The organism is Comamonas squillarum (genome assembly GCF_025309455.1).
Lineage (GTDB): Bacteria > Pseudomonadota > Gammaproteobacteria > Burkholderiales > Burkholderiaceae_C > Comamonas > Comamonas squillarum.
Map to the genome: position 1 here is coordinate 3,394,174 of NZ_CP104377.1, position 13,202 is coordinate 3,407,375.

16 protein-coding genes are annotated in these 13,202 nt (G+C 64.8%); 9 read left to right on the forward strand and 7 right to left on the reverse strand.

What is annotated here, in order from left to right; all coding sequences use genetic code 11:
* The first annotated feature begins 4 nt into the window (after positions 1-4).
* Positions 5-691 (forward strand): GntR family transcriptional regulator, encoded by a 687-nt coding sequence (locus tag N4T19_RS15815; RefSeq protein WP_021025306.1) that lies wholly within the window; start codon positions 5-7, stop codon positions 689-691.
* Complete coding sequence (locus N4T19_RS15820; RefSeq protein ID WP_260718494.1) at positions 691-1,317, forward strand: pseudouridine synthase; 627 nt, start codon at positions 691-693, stop codon at positions 1,315-1,317. The genes N4T19_RS15815 and N4T19_RS15820 overlap by 1 nt, the downstream gene beginning before the upstream one ends.
* Before the next feature lie 19 nt (positions 1,318-1,336).
* Here N4T19_RS15820 and N4T19_RS15825 read toward each other — a convergent pair whose 3' ends face one another.
* Entirely contained in the window at positions 1,337-2,503 is a 1,167-nt protein-coding gene (locus N4T19_RS15825; protein WP_260718495.1) for a hypothetical protein, read from the reverse strand.
* 177 nt (positions 2,504-2,680) lie between these two features.
* Between N4T19_RS15825 and N4T19_RS15830 the strand changes: the two genes are divergently transcribed.
* From N4T19_RS15830 to N4T19_RS15840, 3 genes are all read left to right on the forward strand, one after another.
* Positions 2,681-3,352: an ankyrin repeat domain-containing protein gene (locus N4T19_RS15830; protein WP_409935117.1), complete on the forward strand. Its 672-nt coding sequence runs from the start codon at positions 2,681-2,683 to the stop codon at positions 3,350-3,352.
* Between the two features lie 264 nt (positions 3,353-3,616).
* A complete protein-coding gene (locus N4T19_RS15835) occupies positions 3,617-3,826 on the forward strand; it encodes a hypothetical protein (protein ID WP_116927500.1) in 210 nt (69 codons plus the stop codon).
* A gap of 113 nt (positions 3,827-3,939) precedes the next feature.
* Complete coding sequence (locus N4T19_RS15840; RefSeq protein ID WP_116927477.1) at positions 3,940-4,278, forward strand: RNA recognition motif domain-containing protein; 339 nt, start codon at positions 3,940-3,942, stop codon at positions 4,276-4,278.
* A gap of 93 nt (positions 4,279-4,371) precedes the next feature.
* On the opposite strand, the gene N4T19_RS15845 is transcribed toward N4T19_RS15840, so the two are convergent.
* Positions 4,372-5,307: a LysR family transcriptional regulator gene (locus N4T19_RS15845; protein ID WP_116927476.1), complete on the reverse strand. Its 936-nt coding sequence runs from the start codon at positions 5,305-5,307 to the stop codon at positions 4,372-4,374.
* A gap of 123 nt (positions 5,308-5,430) precedes the next feature.
* Between N4T19_RS15845 and N4T19_RS15850 the strand changes: the two genes are divergently transcribed.
* From N4T19_RS15850 to N4T19_RS15860, 3 genes are all read left to right on the forward strand, one after another.
* Positions 5,431-6,210 (forward strand): SDR family oxidoreductase, encoded by a 780-nt coding sequence (locus tag N4T19_RS15850; protein WP_116927475.1) that lies wholly within the window; start codon positions 5,431-5,433, stop codon positions 6,208-6,210.
* Positions 6,211-6,253: 43 nt separating this feature from the next.
* Positions 6,254-6,523 (forward strand): hypothetical protein, encoded by a 270-nt coding sequence (locus N4T19_RS15855; protein WP_021025328.1) that lies wholly within the window; start codon positions 6,254-6,256, stop codon positions 6,521-6,523.
* 272 nt (positions 6,524-6,795) lie between these two features.
* Positions 6,796-8,157 (forward strand): glycerophosphodiester phosphodiesterase family protein, encoded by a 1,362-nt coding sequence (locus tag N4T19_RS15860; protein WP_182344202.1) that lies wholly within the window; start codon positions 6,796-6,798, stop codon positions 8,155-8,157.
* A gap of 57 nt (positions 8,158-8,214) precedes the next feature.
* Here the strand turns inward: N4T19_RS15860 and N4T19_RS15865 are convergent, their stop codons facing one another.
* The 3 genes from N4T19_RS15865 to N4T19_RS15875 all read right to left on the reverse strand — a co-directional run bounded on the left by N4T19_RS15865 (position 8,215) and on the right by N4T19_RS15875 (position 10,561).
* Positions 8,215-8,904, reverse strand: coding sequence for an amino acid ABC transporter permease (locus N4T19_RS15865; protein ID WP_260718496.1), 690 nt, complete (start codon positions 8,902-8,904; stop codon positions 8,215-8,217).
* Positions 8,901-9,668 carry an amino acid ABC transporter permease gene (locus N4T19_RS15870; protein ID WP_260718497.1) on the reverse strand — a complete coding sequence of 256 codons (768 nt, stop codon included), beginning with the start codon at positions 9,666-9,668 and terminating at the stop codon, positions 8,901-8,903. Before N4T19_RS15870 ends, N4T19_RS15865 begins: the two co-directional genes overlap by 4 nt.
* A gap of 68 nt (positions 9,669-9,736) precedes the next feature.
* Positions 9,737-10,561 (reverse strand): ABC transporter substrate-binding protein, encoded by an 825-nt coding sequence (locus N4T19_RS15875; protein ID WP_116927471.1) that lies wholly within the window; start codon positions 10,559-10,561, stop codon positions 9,737-9,739.
* Between the two features lie 250 nt (positions 10,562-10,811).
* On the opposite strand from N4T19_RS15875, the gene N4T19_RS15880 reads away from it, so the two are divergent.
* Positions 10,812-11,417 (forward strand): DUF4304 domain-containing protein, encoded by a 606-nt coding sequence (locus tag N4T19_RS15880; protein WP_260718498.1) that lies wholly within the window; start codon positions 10,812-10,814, stop codon positions 11,415-11,417.
* A gap of 46 nt (positions 11,418-11,463) precedes the next feature.
* Here N4T19_RS15880 and N4T19_RS15885 read toward each other — a convergent pair whose 3' ends face one another.
* The gene (locus N4T19_RS15885) at positions 11,464-12,813 is read right to left on the reverse strand and encodes a type II toxin-antitoxin system HipA family toxin (protein ID WP_260718499.1); all 1,350 of its coding nucleotides are present in this window, start codon (positions 12,811-12,813) and stop codon (positions 11,464-11,466) included.
* 3 nt (positions 12,814-12,816) lie between these two features.
* A complete protein-coding gene (locus tag N4T19_RS15890) occupies positions 12,817-13,086 on the reverse strand; it encodes a helix-turn-helix domain-containing protein (protein WP_116927469.1) in 270 nt (89 codons plus the stop codon).
* Positions 13,087-13,202 lie beyond the last annotated feature (116 nt).

Genomic DNA, 13,202 nt, shown 5'->3' on the forward strand with positions numbered 1-13,202 from the left:
GCCCATGACTGCTGTCAGCCCCACCACCATTGCAGAACGCGTCGTCGAAGCCATCCTCGCGCAGAAGCTCTCGCCCGGGGAGCGCCTGGGAGAGCAGGCGCTGGCAGACAACTTCTCGGTCAGCCGCACCTTGGTGCGTGAGGCGCTGATGCAGCTGCAGGCGCGCGGCTTTGTGCAGGTGCAGCCGCGCCGGGGCTGGTACGTGGTGCAGCCCAGTGCCGAAGAGGCACGCGACGCCTTCGCCGCCCGGCGCATCATCGAGGCGGGCATCCTGGAGACCGCAGGCCGCCCGATGCAGCAGGTGATCCGCCAGCTGCGCCTGCATATCGACGAGGAGCAGCGCGCGATCCAGGGCGCCGACGCGGCCACGCGCGCCTTTCTGCTGGCCGATTTCCATGTCTGCCTGGCCGAGAACATGGGCCACCGCCTGCTGGCCGATACCCTGCGCGACCTGACCGCCCGCACCACGCTGGCAGCAACGCTCTACCAGTCCGACCACAGCGCCGAGCAGTCCTGCGCGGACCATGCCAGCATTGTCGAGGCGCTGGAGCGGGGCGACGCCGAGCAGGCCCGCGCACTGATGCTGGCCCATATCGGCAACGTCGAAGAAGCGTTGGAGACCACCCCTCCGCCCCCGGAGACTGCGCCTGGCGAGCGCCTGCGTGCCACCCTGAGCCCCGTGCAGCGCTGATGCCCGAGCCACGCATGCGGCCGCGCAAGAGCGGCGGGCCGGGCCGACTCCTCAAGCCTGCCAGGCCCGCAAGCCCGGCCGGCCCGCCCCGGCTGCTGGGCTTTCACAAGCCCTATGGCGTTGTCAGCCAGTTCACGCCCGAGGGGCGCTGGCAAGGCCTGAAAGACTTTATCGACGTGCCCGGCGTCTATGTCGCTGGCCGGCTCGATGGCGACAGCGAAGGCCTGCTGCTGCTGACCAACGACGGCCAGTTGCAGGCCCGCATTGCCGACCCGCGCCACAAGATGGCCAAGACCTACTGGGTGCAGGTCGAAGGCATTCCCGATGCCGCCGCCTTGCAGCAGCTGCGCGATGGCGTGGACCTGAAAGACGGCAAGACCCTGCCGGCCCAGGTGCGCATGCTCGACCCGCAGCCTGCGATGTGGCCGCGCCACCCGCCCATCCGCGTGCGCCAGAGCGTGCCCGATTGCTGGATCGAGCTCATCATCCGCGAAGGCCGCAACCGCCAGGTGCGGCGCATGACCGCTGCCGCCGGCCACCCCACCTTGCGCTTGGTGCGCATGGCCATTGGCCCCTACTCGCTCGCTGGCCTGGAGCCCGGGCAGTGGACGGATCTGGCGCTGTAAAAAGTCGCCGCGCCAGGCATCATTGCGCCAGCAGCGGCAATGCATCCAAAGCCTCTTGCCCCGAGGGAAGGGCCACCGCCTGCCAGCCACCACGCCGGGGCCAGGGCCGGTAGTGCGCCAGCGGCAACACCTCCACCTGCTCGATCTGCCCTTGCAGCTGCGCGCCTAGCGCCTGCAAGGCCTGGCTGCGCTGCTGCGCACAGGCCTGCACCTGCGCCCACTGCGCGCGCCGCGCGGCCGCGCTCAAGGCTGCCATCGCACTGGGGGCTGGCAGGCATTGCGCCGCCACCAACCAGCGCAGGGCGCGGTGGTCGCCCGCGCCCAGCTGCTGCAGTTGCTGCGCATAGCGCTGCAGCCCCTCCGGCTCCAGGCGGCCTGCCAGTTGGATGTCGAGCACATCGCCTTGCAGCCGGTAGCGCGCTGGCAGGGCGGCGCTCCAGTGGCTTGTGCCGTGGCGGCTGCGCATGCTGGCAGCAATACGGCGGCTGCCCTGCACCAGCAGCGGTTGCACCAGCTCCAGCAGGGCCGCGTCGCGCAGGCGGGCTTGTTCGGGGTTGCTGGCGGGCGCCAGCTGGATGCGGATAGGTTGGCTGTCATAGCCGCGCCATTGCAGGCCCCAGACCTGCAGCCCGGCCCGGTCCGGCGCCATCAGGCCCATGGCCAGCGCTGCTGGCACAAAGGCGATCGCCGCCCAAATCCACCATTCGGGCGACATGCGGCGGGCATTCCAGGCCTGGCCCTGCCGAAGCAGCGACCAGCCGGTGCTCAGCTGCCCCAGCAGCCAGACCGCTACCAGCACCACGATGGCGCCGGCCAGGCCCGTGCCCATCTGCAGCATCTCGGCCGGGTGCAGGCTGTCGGGCAGCAGGAACAGGACCATCCAGCCGCAAGCCGTCGCCAGCAAGGCCGCCAGCATCGCGTAAAACGGCAGCCACACGGGCGTGCGCAGCCGCCCATCCTCCATCAGCAAGCCTGGATCGCGCAGCGCGCGCCGCCCTTCCAGCATCCAGCCGATGCGGCCCGCTTGCGACAGCAGCACAAACACCAGCCCGCCTGCGGCCACTGCTATCAGCAGCGGCAACCACAGCCACAGCAGCAGCACGCCCAGCGCCGCCATCAGCACCCCGCCCAGCACCAGCAGCGCCGCATGGCCGCGCTGCTGCTTTCCCTCGTTGCTCCCGCCCATTCTTCTCTGCACTCCCTTGTCTCTCATCTCCACCGGCATCCGGCATTCCTGTGCAAGAATGCCCTTTCGCACCCACTAAGCCTGCAAGACCAGCTATGGTTTTGGGAGTATATGAACTGGAGGGGATGGACGCGGCTGCCATACCCCCGCTGTAAGAACCTGTTCAAAGGAAACCCCATGCGCCCCTTGCTCAGCCTCTGCCTTGGCCTGGCCTTTCAACTGACGCAACCCCCTGCCCACGCACAGAACATGACCACGCTCGCCCTGCACCAGGCAGCGGCCGCCAACAACGGCAGCCGCATCCAGCAACTGCTGCAAAACGGTGGCGCCAGCGCCCTCGATGCACGCGATGCCCAGGGCCGCACGCCGCTGCTCGTAGCCACCCAGAGCAACCAGGTGGCAGCGGCCAAGGCCTTGATCGAGGCCGGCGCCGATGTGAATGCCAAGGACCACATCGAAGACAGCCCCTACCTGTACGCCGGCGCACGCGGCCACCAGGAGATCCTGCAGATGACGCTGGCCCATGGCGCCGACCTGCGCAGCACCAACCGCTATGGCGGCACCGCGTTGATCCCGGCAGCCGAGCGCGGCCATGTCGAGACCGTGCGCACCCTCATCAACGCCGGCGTCGATGTGAACCATGTCAACCGCCTGGGCTGGACGGCGCTGATGGAGGCCATCGTGCTGAGCGATGGCGGCCCGCGCCACCAGCAGATCCTGCAGCTCTTGATCGATGCCAAGGCCGATGTCAACCTGGCCGACAAGGAGGGCGTGACACCGCTGGCCCATGCCCGGCAACGCGGCTATAGCGCGATGGTGGAGATGCTGACAGCGGCCGGTGCGCGCTGAGGCGCAACGTTGTTTTATGCAATACGTTAATAAAAATTAGACTTTTTATAACTATTGCTTTATAGTGAACACCGTCTGAGAGGTATTTGCCGCTGTGCAAGCCTCTTTTTTCCCGCTGGTGGGTGGCAGGGCTACTTCCAGCGTTCTTGGCGACATTCGCCTGGTTGGTCTGCAGAGCAGCAGTCAACCGCGTACCTACACGCTCACACAGGCTGCCCAAGCCCGTGATCCTGATTGATACCCATTTCTAAGACTTTTATTTCCATCGGGAAGTACCTCGTTTCCCCGTCGACCCACCAAGCGCCCAATGGCCGCTTTGGCGCATCCTTCTCCTTCCAGCGATCACCGGGCAATGGCAGCTATTGCCGGGTATTCCGCTTCGACAAGACATTCGCCTCTGCAGAAGCGGCGCGCATCTTTGCAGTGACCCAAGGCTGGCTGCAGTCATCCATGCCCAAGCCTCCGGTCTGCTGACCGCGGGGTGGCAACACCACCCCTCCCATTCCTTGGCGACATGGCCTGGTCTGTCCAGTCCGCCGCCACTCCATGCGCACCCATGGTGCAACTTCTTTCAGAAAGGCTCTGACATGAGCAGCAAAATTTATGTGGGCAACCTGCCCTATTCCGTGACCGATTCCAGTCTCCAGGACAACTTCTCCGAATTCGGTTCGGTGACCTCCGCCAAAGTCATGATGGACCGCGATACCGGTCGCTCCAAGGGATTCGGCTTTGTCGAAATGGCCTCGGCCGATGTGGCCCAGGCAGCAATCGACGCGCTCAATGGCAGGTCGGTCGACGGACGCCAGATCGTCGTCAACCTGGCCCGCCCCCGTGAAGAATCCAGAGGCGCGGGTGGCTACAGCAACTCGGGCGGTCGCTCCGACGTGGGCTACGGCCAAGGCGGCTACGGCGGTGGCCGTTACTGAGCGCATCGCATCTTGAAGACCCGGCTGTCGTAGCCGGTTCGATCAGGCCTTACAAAGCGCCTCTCGGTACCGCTGGTACAGAGAGGCGCTTTGTCATGGAGCGGACACGGGGCCGTCCGGGCCGGGCGCAATCGCTCCGGCCTGCGCCAGCAGCTGCGCGATCCAGTCGATGAACACCCGCACCCGGCGCGACAGCTGCGCCCGGTGCAGGTAGAGCACATGCACCGGCAGCGCAGGCGGCGGGTAGCTGTGCAGCACCTGCACCAGCTCGCCCGACTGCAGATGGGCCTGCACGTCATAGCGCGGTATCTGGATCAGGCCCAGGCCCGCCAGCGCGCAGGCGATATAGCTCTCCACATGGTTGGCACCCACAGCCCCGGGCAGCACCATGCTGTGCTCGGCGCCGCCCTCCACCCATTCCCAGGCGGCAGGGCGCCCACTGGTGGGCGAGTTGTAGTGCACGCTCTGGTGGCCTGCCAGGTCAGCCGGTGTCTGCGGCGTGCCCTGCCGGGCCAGGTAGGTGGGGCTGGCGCAGTTGATCAGTTCCATGCTGCCCAGCGCCTTGGCCACCAGCGAGCTGTGGGCCAGCGGCCCCACGCGCAAGGCGCAGTCGATGTGCTCCTGCACCAGGTCCACCGCCCGGTCGCTGGAGCCCAGATCCACCTCCAGCCCCGGGTGCTGCGCCAGCAGCGCTGGCAATGCGGGGGCGACGATCAGCCGCGCCACGCGGCTGGGCACATCGATGCGCAGGCGCCCGGCCACGGCATGCGATTGCGGGCGAAAGCGCTGCTCGAGGTCCTGCATCTCGTCAACCAGGCTGCTGGCGCTATCAACCAGCGCCTGGCCATCCAACGTCAGCGCTACCTTGCGTGTGGTGCGGTGGAGCAGGCGCGTGCCCAGCCGGGCTTCCAACTGCTGCACCGCCAGCGACACGGTGGGCCGGGGCAGCGCCAGCTGGTCGGCGGCCTGGGAAAAGCTGCCGGTCGCGGCCACACGCAAAAAGATGCGCAGCAGGTCAATGCGGTCCATAGCCCGGATCCTGCACATTCATTGTTAATAAATTCTGGATAAACATGGAATAAATTCTATATTTATCTTTGTTTCGTGACCAATTACGCTGAACAGCTCTGACCTATCCCCAAGGAGCTTTTCATGTCCAAACCCCAACACAGCCTGCAGGGCAAGACCGTTTTGATCGCCGGCGGTGCCAAAAACCTGGGCGGCCTGCTGGCCACCGACTTTGTCCAGCATGGCGCCAAGGCCGTGGCCATCCACTACAACAGCGCAGCGAGCAAGGCCGATGCCGAGCAGACGCTGGCAGCGCTGCAAAAGCTGGGCGCCAAGGCGGTGATGCTGCAAGGCGACCTGACCACGGCCGCCGCCGTGGAGAAGCTGTTTGCCGACACCGTGGCCGCGCTGGGCCGCCCCGACATTGCGATCAACACCGTCGGCAAGGTGCTGAAAAAGCCGATGGCCGAGATCAGCGAAGCGGAGTTTGACGAGATGGATGCGGTCAACAACAAGGCCGCCTTCTTCTTCTTGAAGGAGGCAGGCAAGCAGGTGAATGATGGCGGCAAGATCTGCACGCTGGTCACCTCGCTGCTGGGCGCCTTCACGCCGTTTTACGCGTCCTACGCGGGCACCAAGGCGCCGGTGGAGCACTACACCCGCGCAGCGGCCAAGGAGCTGGGCGCGCGGGGCATCTCGGTCACCGCCGTGGGCCCCGGCCCCATGGACACGCCCTTCTTCTACGGCCAGGAAAGCGCCGATGCCCAGGCCTACCACAAGAGCGCGGCGGCGCTGTCGCCGTTCAGCCAGACGGGCCTGACCGACATCGAAGACGTGGTGCCCTTTGTGCGCCACCTGGTGAGCGATGGCTGGTGGATCACCGGCCAGACGATTCTGATCAACGGCGGCTATACGACAAAATAAAGCCTGGAGGGCGCCGCCCTCCCACCACCACAAGGAGTTGCCCATGCATATGATTTTGGTCATGCTGACCGGCTTGCTGCTGCTGGCCGTCTTTGCCCTGCTGGGCAAGCTCTGGGGCGCCGATGCGGCCAGCATCGCGCTGGCGGCCAAGTACTTCATCCCCGCCTGGCTGGGGGTCGCGCTGGTCAATATGTGGGTCGGCGTCCACAAGGCCGGCTATACCGTCGCGCAGGAGCTGCCCATCTTGCTCGTCAACTTCGCCGTGCCCGCCGCGCTGGCGCTGGGCCTGGTCTGGTGGCTGGGCCGCGCCTGATCGGCGATTGGACAGAACACCACAGTTGCCGCGCTGCAGCATCGAAAACACTGGGCCCGCTGCCTGCCTTGCACTACGCTGGTGCGTGGAATTGGATGCCTGCAGCGGTTGATGGGGGTGTTCTCTACAGGCGGCAGCAAAGACCGACAAGTGCCTGCACACCTCGCCTGTTGTGAGCCGCAGACGCGCGCTTTACATTGTCACCGTGCCGTCATACCGACCCCGCAGCATCCATCCACTTGCTGATTCACCAACCCTGGGGACAACGGACGATGACAACACACCAACCCACCTTTCGCCTGGCCACGCTGGGCGCTGCGATGTGCGCAGCTCTGCTGATGACCGCCTGCGGCGGCGGCGATGATGATCCGAGCTTCAAGACCCTGGACGGCAAGCAGCCCCAGGTGATCGCCCACCGTGGCTACTCGGGCATGTACCCCGAGCAGACCCGCATGGCCTACGAGAAGGCGGCCGACGCCGGTGCCGACATGCTGGAGCTGGACATGCACATGACGCGTGACTGCCAGCTGGTGGCCCGCCACAACGCCTGGCTGAGCGACAGCACCAACATCGCCGATGTGGCCAAGACCAATGCCGCCGTGGCAGCCCGCAAGCGCACCACGCCCGGCGTGCTGGTGAATGTGAAATACCCCGCCATCCCGGCCAACGGCCCCAGCCAGTACCTGACGGACCTGGTCGAGCCGGGCAACCAGAAGTCGGTGCTCAAGGCGCTGATCGTCGACGGCGAAGACCACAGCAATGACTGGTCGATCAGCGACTTCACGATGCAGGAGCTGCGCGACTGGATTGCCGGCACCACCTTGGACAACCGCGCCGACCGCCCCACCGAGTGGAACGGCAAGCTGCCGCTGATCAGCGCCCAGGATGTGATCGACATCGCAGCGGCCAAGGGCAAGGCGCTGGGCCGCACCATCCCCGTGTATGCCGAAACCAAGAACCCCTACTGGAACAACCAGCAGGCGATCGCCAATGGTTGCGGCAGCGGCAGCCACCCGTTTGAAGATGCCGTGATGGCGCTGCTCGAGAAGAACAAGCTCAACAGCAAGGACTCGGCCATCTACATCCAGAGCTTTGACCCTGAGAGCCTCAAGTACCTGCGCAAGGCCGGCATGAAGGCCAAGGGCGTGCAGCTGATCGATGGCAATGACTTCGACCTCAAGGATGGCTCGATGGTCTACATCACCACCGATGAATGGACCTTCATCAGCGGCCGCCCCTACAGCTGGACCCTGGCTGGCGATGCCCGCACCTTTGCCGTGATGCAGACCCCGGCCGGCCTGGCCGAGATCAAGACCTATGCCGACGGCATCGGCCCCTGGAAGCCCCAGGTCCTGGCCCACTCCGTCGTGCCCTACAAGGACGGCGCCGGCCTGAAGGACGTCAACACCTTGAAGGACACCGGCCTGATCGCCAACGCCCACAAGGCTGGCCTGATCGTGCACAGCTTCACCTTCCGCAACGAAGCGGGCCGCCTGGCCGGCATCTACAAGGGTGACCCGGTGCAGGAGTTCCTGGCCTACTACCGCCTGGGCATCGATGGCGTGTTCACCGACTTCACCCCGACGGGCGTGCAGGCCCGCGATGCCTACATTGCCGAGCTGAAGAACCAGTAAGCAAGGCAGCTGCTTCCACCCCCAAGGACGCCCTGGCGTCCTTTTTTGATGCCTGCCTCAGCGCGCGAAGCGCGGCTGGCTGCGCCGCGCCACGGCCCAGGCCAGCAGGTTCAGCGCCGAGCACATCAGCCAGTAGATCGCGCCCACCAGCAGGAACACCTCGGCCGGGTGCACCATCAGCCGCGCATTGACCTGGGTGGACAGAAAGGACAGCTCGCCCACGCCGACGATATAGGCCAGCGAGCTGTCCTTGATCAGGGTCACCCACTGGTTCACAAACGAGGGCAGCATCACCGCCAGCGCCTGGGGCAGGATGAGGCTGCGCAGCACCTGCCAGCGCGTCAGGCCCAGCGCCGCGCCGGCATCCCACTGGCCCGGCGCAACCGCCTGCAGGCCAGCGGCCACGCCATGGGCCAGGTAGGCGCCGCTGACCAGCGACAGCGCACAGACCACCGAGACGCTGCCCGGCACATCCACGTTGAACAGCACCGGCAGCAAAAAATAAATCCAGAAGATCAGCAGCAGCACCGGAATGGCGCGCAAAAAGCCCAGCAGCACCCGCAGGCACTGCAAGGCCCGGCCCCGCCCCATCACCAGCGCAATGCCCAGTGCCAGCCCCAGCACGGCAGATAGCAGGCCGGAGACGGCGCTCAGCATCAGGCTCAGCAAGGCGCCGCCCGGTGGCCCATCGGGAAAGGTGCCCACCAGCAGGTAGTGCCAGTCATCGCTCAGTGCAGCAAAGTTCATGCGCGCCTCACCTCCACCCGGCCCCAGCGGCGGCGCTGGGCCAGGTGCTGGCTGAGCAGCTCCAGCACCACGATCAGCACGATGTAGAGCAAGGTGCTGATGCCATAGACCTGGAAGGACTGGAAGGTCTCGGCCTCCACCTGGCGCGCCCGGTACGAGAGCTCGGCCAGGCCAATGGCCATGCCCAGCGAGGTGTTCTTGACGATGTTCATGTACTGGCCCATCAGCGGCGAGATGACCCGCGCCAGCGCCTGGGGCAGCACGATATGGCGCAGCAGCTGCCAGCCGCCCATGCCCAGCGAGCGCGCCGCCTGGCTCTGGCTGGCCGGCACGCTGTTGATGCCCGCGCGCACCTCTTCGCCCACATAGGCCGTCGCATAGAACACCATGCCGATGCAGGCCGAGACAAACTCCAGCGAAGGCCAGCCCAGGCTGAACGGGCCCAGCGCCAGGCTGTGCGCCTGGTTGAGCCAGGCCATCCAGGCTGGTGGCAGCAGGCTGGGAACGCCAAAGTACCAAAAGAACAGCTGCACCAAGAGCGGCGTATTGCGAAACACCGACAGGTAGGCCAGCGCCAGCCAGCGAAGTGGCGCCCAGGCCGTGCTGCGCGCCACCGCAAAGCCGATGCCCAGCACGGTGGACGCCGCCATCACCAGCAGCGAGGCCAGCACCGTGGTGCACCAGCCCTCCAGCAGCCAGCGCCAGTACTTGCCCGCCAGCAGATGCGGCCACAGCGGCTCCAGCCAGGAGATCAAAAATTGCATAAACACCAACCCCAAAAGGCACAGCCCCGCGCCTTCTCAGACGCGGGGGTTGTGCGGTACCTATGCTGTTATGGCTTGTCGCCGATCTTGAAATTGCGCACCAGCGGTGTCGCGCTCTGCGGCCCGAACCAGGTGTCGTAGATCTTGCCGGCCTGGCCGCTGGCCTCCAGTTCCTTGAGGGCGGTGTTGACAAAGTCGGTCAGCGCAGCCTCCCCCTTGGGAATGCCCACGCCGATGTAGTCGCTCGATATCGTGAACGCCGGCACCTCCCACTTGTCGCGCTCCTTTTTATCCTTGATCGTGGCCAGCAGGCCGACCAGCTTGGGGCCGTCTTGCGAGATGGCCTGCACATTGCCATTGCGCAGCGCAGTGAACGCAAACGGCGTGTCGTCATAGGCCACCAAGGTGGCTTGCGGGTGCTTCTCGCGCAGCACGATCTCATTGGTCGTGCCCTTGTCCACACCGATGCGCAGCTGGTTCAGTTGCGCGGGCGAGGTCAACGTGCCCTTGGCCGCGATGAACTGTGTGCCCGAGGCAAAGTAGGGAACGCTGAAGCCCACCTGCTTGGCACGCTCCTCGGTGATCGTGAAATTGGCCAGCACCAGGTCCACCTTGTTCGACAGCAGCAGCGGCACGCGGTTGGCCGGGTTGGTCGGCACCAGCTGCAGCTTCACGCCCAGTCGCTGCGCAAAGGCCTGCGCATAGTCCACATCCAGACCCACGATCTTGCGCGTCTTGGGATCGACAAAACCAAACGGTGGATTGGCATCAAAGGCTGCCACGCGCAGCACCCCCGCCTGCTTGATATCCTGCAGGCGATCGGCCCACACCGCCCCCGATGCCAGCGCTGCCACCGCAGCGGTGGCCACCATCGCCCATGCCTTGTTTTTCATAGCTATGCTTTCTGAGATCCCCACGCCAGGGCACCATGCCCGGGCCAGCGAAAACTTGATTGAGGGCCCAGTGTAGGAATACAGACCGTCGTTGGACAACGACGATTTCATTCAATCGATATGTAGATTTCGCATGTACGACTCGACGACAAAGCACATCGCCCAAAACGCTCAAAAGGCTTTATAAGCAAGGGTGCGCGGCACACCCGATGTCTGCACCTGCCGCCCCATCCCCCAAGAACCACCCACCATGGACCGCAAAACCACCACCAGCGAATTGCGTGCGCAGTTCTTCCCGCAACTTGTGGCCGCCGGCTTTGTCCGCCAGGGCGATATCGCCCGGCGTGTGCTGGACGGTGGCGTGGTGCATGTCGTTGAGGTCCAGCACCGCCCGCGCAGCGCGGTGTTCCAGGTCAACCTGGGCGCCCATCTGCAGGCGCTGGGCGATGTGGCCGGTGGCGCCATGCCCGCGCCGCCGGCGATGCGCGACCATGACTGCGCCTGGCGCGGCTCGGTCATCGCCGGCTTTCGCAACGCCGCAGATGCCGAGTTTGCCTATGGCACCAGCGCACAGGAGGCGGCCGAATCAGTGGCCTTTGTAGTGTCGGAATGGCAGCGGCAGTCCCAGGCCTTTTTTGCCCCTTTCAGCGCCTACCCCGCGTCGTTCCTGGCCGCCGCCCGGCTGGCGGCGCAGGACAAGGATATGCACCCCGCCCACCTGCTCACCTGGGCCCGGGTCGCCGTCGTGTTGGGTGAGGCGTTACTGGCGCAATCGATCGCCCAAGCAGCGCTGCCGCGGGTGACGGAGCGCGCTACGGCGCTGCGGGCAAATCTGGAGGGGATCTTGGCGGGTTGAGCTGTGAAGCCTTGGGGCGAGCGCTGTCCTGGATCAACACCGCAGCTCAGTCATGCACCCTGCCCAGGCGGTTCGCGGCGTCTTGCAGGCCTTGGAATATGGCCGTTGACACGCTCTGCGGAAAGTCAGGGGGTAGTTGCTTTTCGGCGCGGGCAATCACGTCCGGTGTCATCTCCACCACTTGGTCGATGATTGCTCGCACATCCAAGCCTTGGGGCGAGCGGATGCCATAGCGCTCGCCCACAGCCTCCCAGTGGCAGCGCATGATCTTGTTCATGTTCCAGTGCGCATTTTTGGAACGCACGGCCATGGCCATGCGCGCCTTGTGGGGCGACAACTTGCCAGGCCCGGCTCCCCAAATGGGGTAGGCCGAGAGCACGTCATACAGCGGCGTCATCTCGAACACGCCCTGGGGCCGCAAAAAGATGCTGAAGTTCTTGGCATGGCCGTCAGTGGCACACAGCATCCAAAACAACAGCTGTGCCATAAAGAACTGGAACCGGTCTGTCCCCGGACTTTTGGATCTCGCCAGCAAGTCCATGATGGTATCGACGCCGGGCCCGCCATCACTCTCGTATTTGAGAATGGGCGAGACACCACTGGCCTGGCACATGTCCTCCTGCGGGATCCGTACCAGGACCTTCTCCTTCCATACGCTCCGGTCAAAGCGTTCAACGGCCAACACCTTCTGGTCTTCAAAGCGCAGCACGTCGCAGGGCGCAATCGGAATCCCAAAGGCGGCCACCAGCTTCGAACACAGCCATTCGTTCTCTACCGAGTGGCGCATGTCGATCTGCATATTGCCAATCAGACCCAGCGGCAATTTCAGGATGTGTGAAGTCGGTGTTGCACCCAGGGGTCTGCACCATTGGCCGGCCCAGTAAAGCAGAGCGGTTTTCTCCTGCGCCCCGGCAATCGAGATCCGGAAATCGTCGTCATCCAGACCGCCATCGCCAGACTGCGTCGGGTTCACCACGGCGCGAACCAGGCGCGCCACGTCCGCCTCGCTCAGCACCTCGTACTGCATCTCCGGTTCTTCGGGGGGCGCCTCACCAGCGGGCAGGATCTGCAAGGCGCCAACGCAGTCTCTGCCAATTTCCTGCAACAGCGCATTGGGGTCTGTAGCGCCTACTTTGTAGCGGCGCGCGATGCGCTCCAAAATCTGCTCGTTGTCCGGCAGCAGGTTCTGGAAATAAAAGCGCACCGCCTCGCCTTTGTGCGGACCATTTCCCGGTGTGAAGGGCAGTGACAAGGACAAGGGCCGGCGCAGAGCCACATCACGCACCCAGGCGTCGTCGTACTGCAAAACATCGCTACCCGCCTCTACGCGCCATGTCCCGACACGGTGGCCGTTCATCCACAGGCCCAGGGCTTTGTTATGGCCAACGCTGCGCATGGCTTACCAGCTATCCAGTGTCTGCAGTTCACGGCCGGTGTCCGGAGACGTGGCCGGGCGGGCGCGCAATACCAGATCCACGCCCAGGATGCCCATCAGCTTCATCAAGCGTTCAGCGCTGACCGACTCGGCATTGCGCTCCATGGCCGAGACCGTCTGCTGGGTGACCCCCAGACGCGTGGCCACATCCGCCTGGGTCAGCTTGGCCGTCTTGCGAAAGGCTTTGAGCAGCGTCGGCAGCTGTGCCGTCGTGCGTACGGTGAATTCGTCCATGGCGCGCTCCTCTGCAAGCAGCAGAAAAACACACTATACGCTGTATTTGTGATTTACAAAATATAGGCTGTATTTCTGAAATACAAATCGTAGTTTGTATTTCCGTTTTACAACCT

Excerpts from the sequence above, each read along its gene's own strand:
- N4T19_RS15815 (WP_021025306.1), top strand. The coding sequence starts at position 5 with ATGACTGCTGTCAGCCCCACCACCATTGCAGAACGCGTCGTCGAAGCC.
- N4T19_RS15820 (WP_260718494.1), top strand. The coding sequence starts at position 691 with ATGCCCGAGCCACGCATGCGGCCGCGCAAGAGCGGCGGGCCGGGCCGA.
- N4T19_RS15825 (WP_260718495.1), bottom strand. The coding sequence starts at position 2,503 with ATGGGCGGGAGCAACGAGGGAAAGCAGCAGCGCGGCCATGCGGCGCTG.
- N4T19_RS15830 (WP_409935117.1), top strand. The coding sequence starts at position 2,681 with ATGCGCCCCTTGCTCAGCCTCTGCCTTGGCCTGGCCTTTCAACTGACG.
- N4T19_RS15840 (WP_116927477.1), top strand. The coding sequence starts at position 3,940 with ATGAGCAGCAAAATTTATGTGGGCAACCTGCCCTATTCCGTGACCGAT.
- N4T19_RS15845 (WP_116927476.1), bottom strand. The coding sequence starts at position 5,307 with ATGGACCGCATTGACCTGCTGCGCATCTTTTTGCGTGTGGCCGCGACC.
- N4T19_RS15850 (WP_116927475.1), top strand. The coding sequence starts at position 5,431 with ATGTCCAAACCCCAACACAGCCTGCAGGGCAAGACCGTTTTGATCGCC.
- N4T19_RS15855 (WP_021025328.1), top strand. The coding sequence starts at position 6,254 with ATGCATATGATTTTGGTCATGCTGACCGGCTTGCTGCTGCTGGCCGTC.
- N4T19_RS15860 (WP_182344202.1), top strand. The coding sequence starts at position 6,796 with ATGACAACACACCAACCCACCTTTCGCCTGGCCACGCTGGGCGCTGCG.
- N4T19_RS15865 (WP_260718496.1), bottom strand. The coding sequence starts at position 8,904 with ATGAACTTTGCTGCACTGAGCGATGACTGGCACTACCTGCTGGTGGGC.
- N4T19_RS15870 (WP_260718497.1), bottom strand. The coding sequence starts at position 9,668 with ATGCAATTTTTGATCTCCTGGCTGGAGCCGCTGTGGCCGCATCTGCTG.
- N4T19_RS15875 (WP_116927471.1), bottom strand. The coding sequence starts at position 10,561 with ATGAAAAACAAGGCATGGGCGATGGTGGCCACCGCTGCGGTGGCAGCG.
- N4T19_RS15880 (WP_260718498.1), top strand. The coding sequence starts at position 10,812 with ATGGACCGCAAAACCACCACCAGCGAATTGCGTGCGCAGTTCTTCCCG.
- N4T19_RS15885 (WP_260718499.1), bottom strand. The coding sequence starts at position 12,813 with ATGCGCAGCGTTGGCCATAACAAAGCCCTGGGCCTGTGGATGAACGGC.
- N4T19_RS15890 (WP_116927469.1), bottom strand. The coding sequence starts at position 13,086 with ATGGACGAATTCACCGTACGCACGACGGCACAGCTGCCGACGCTGCTC.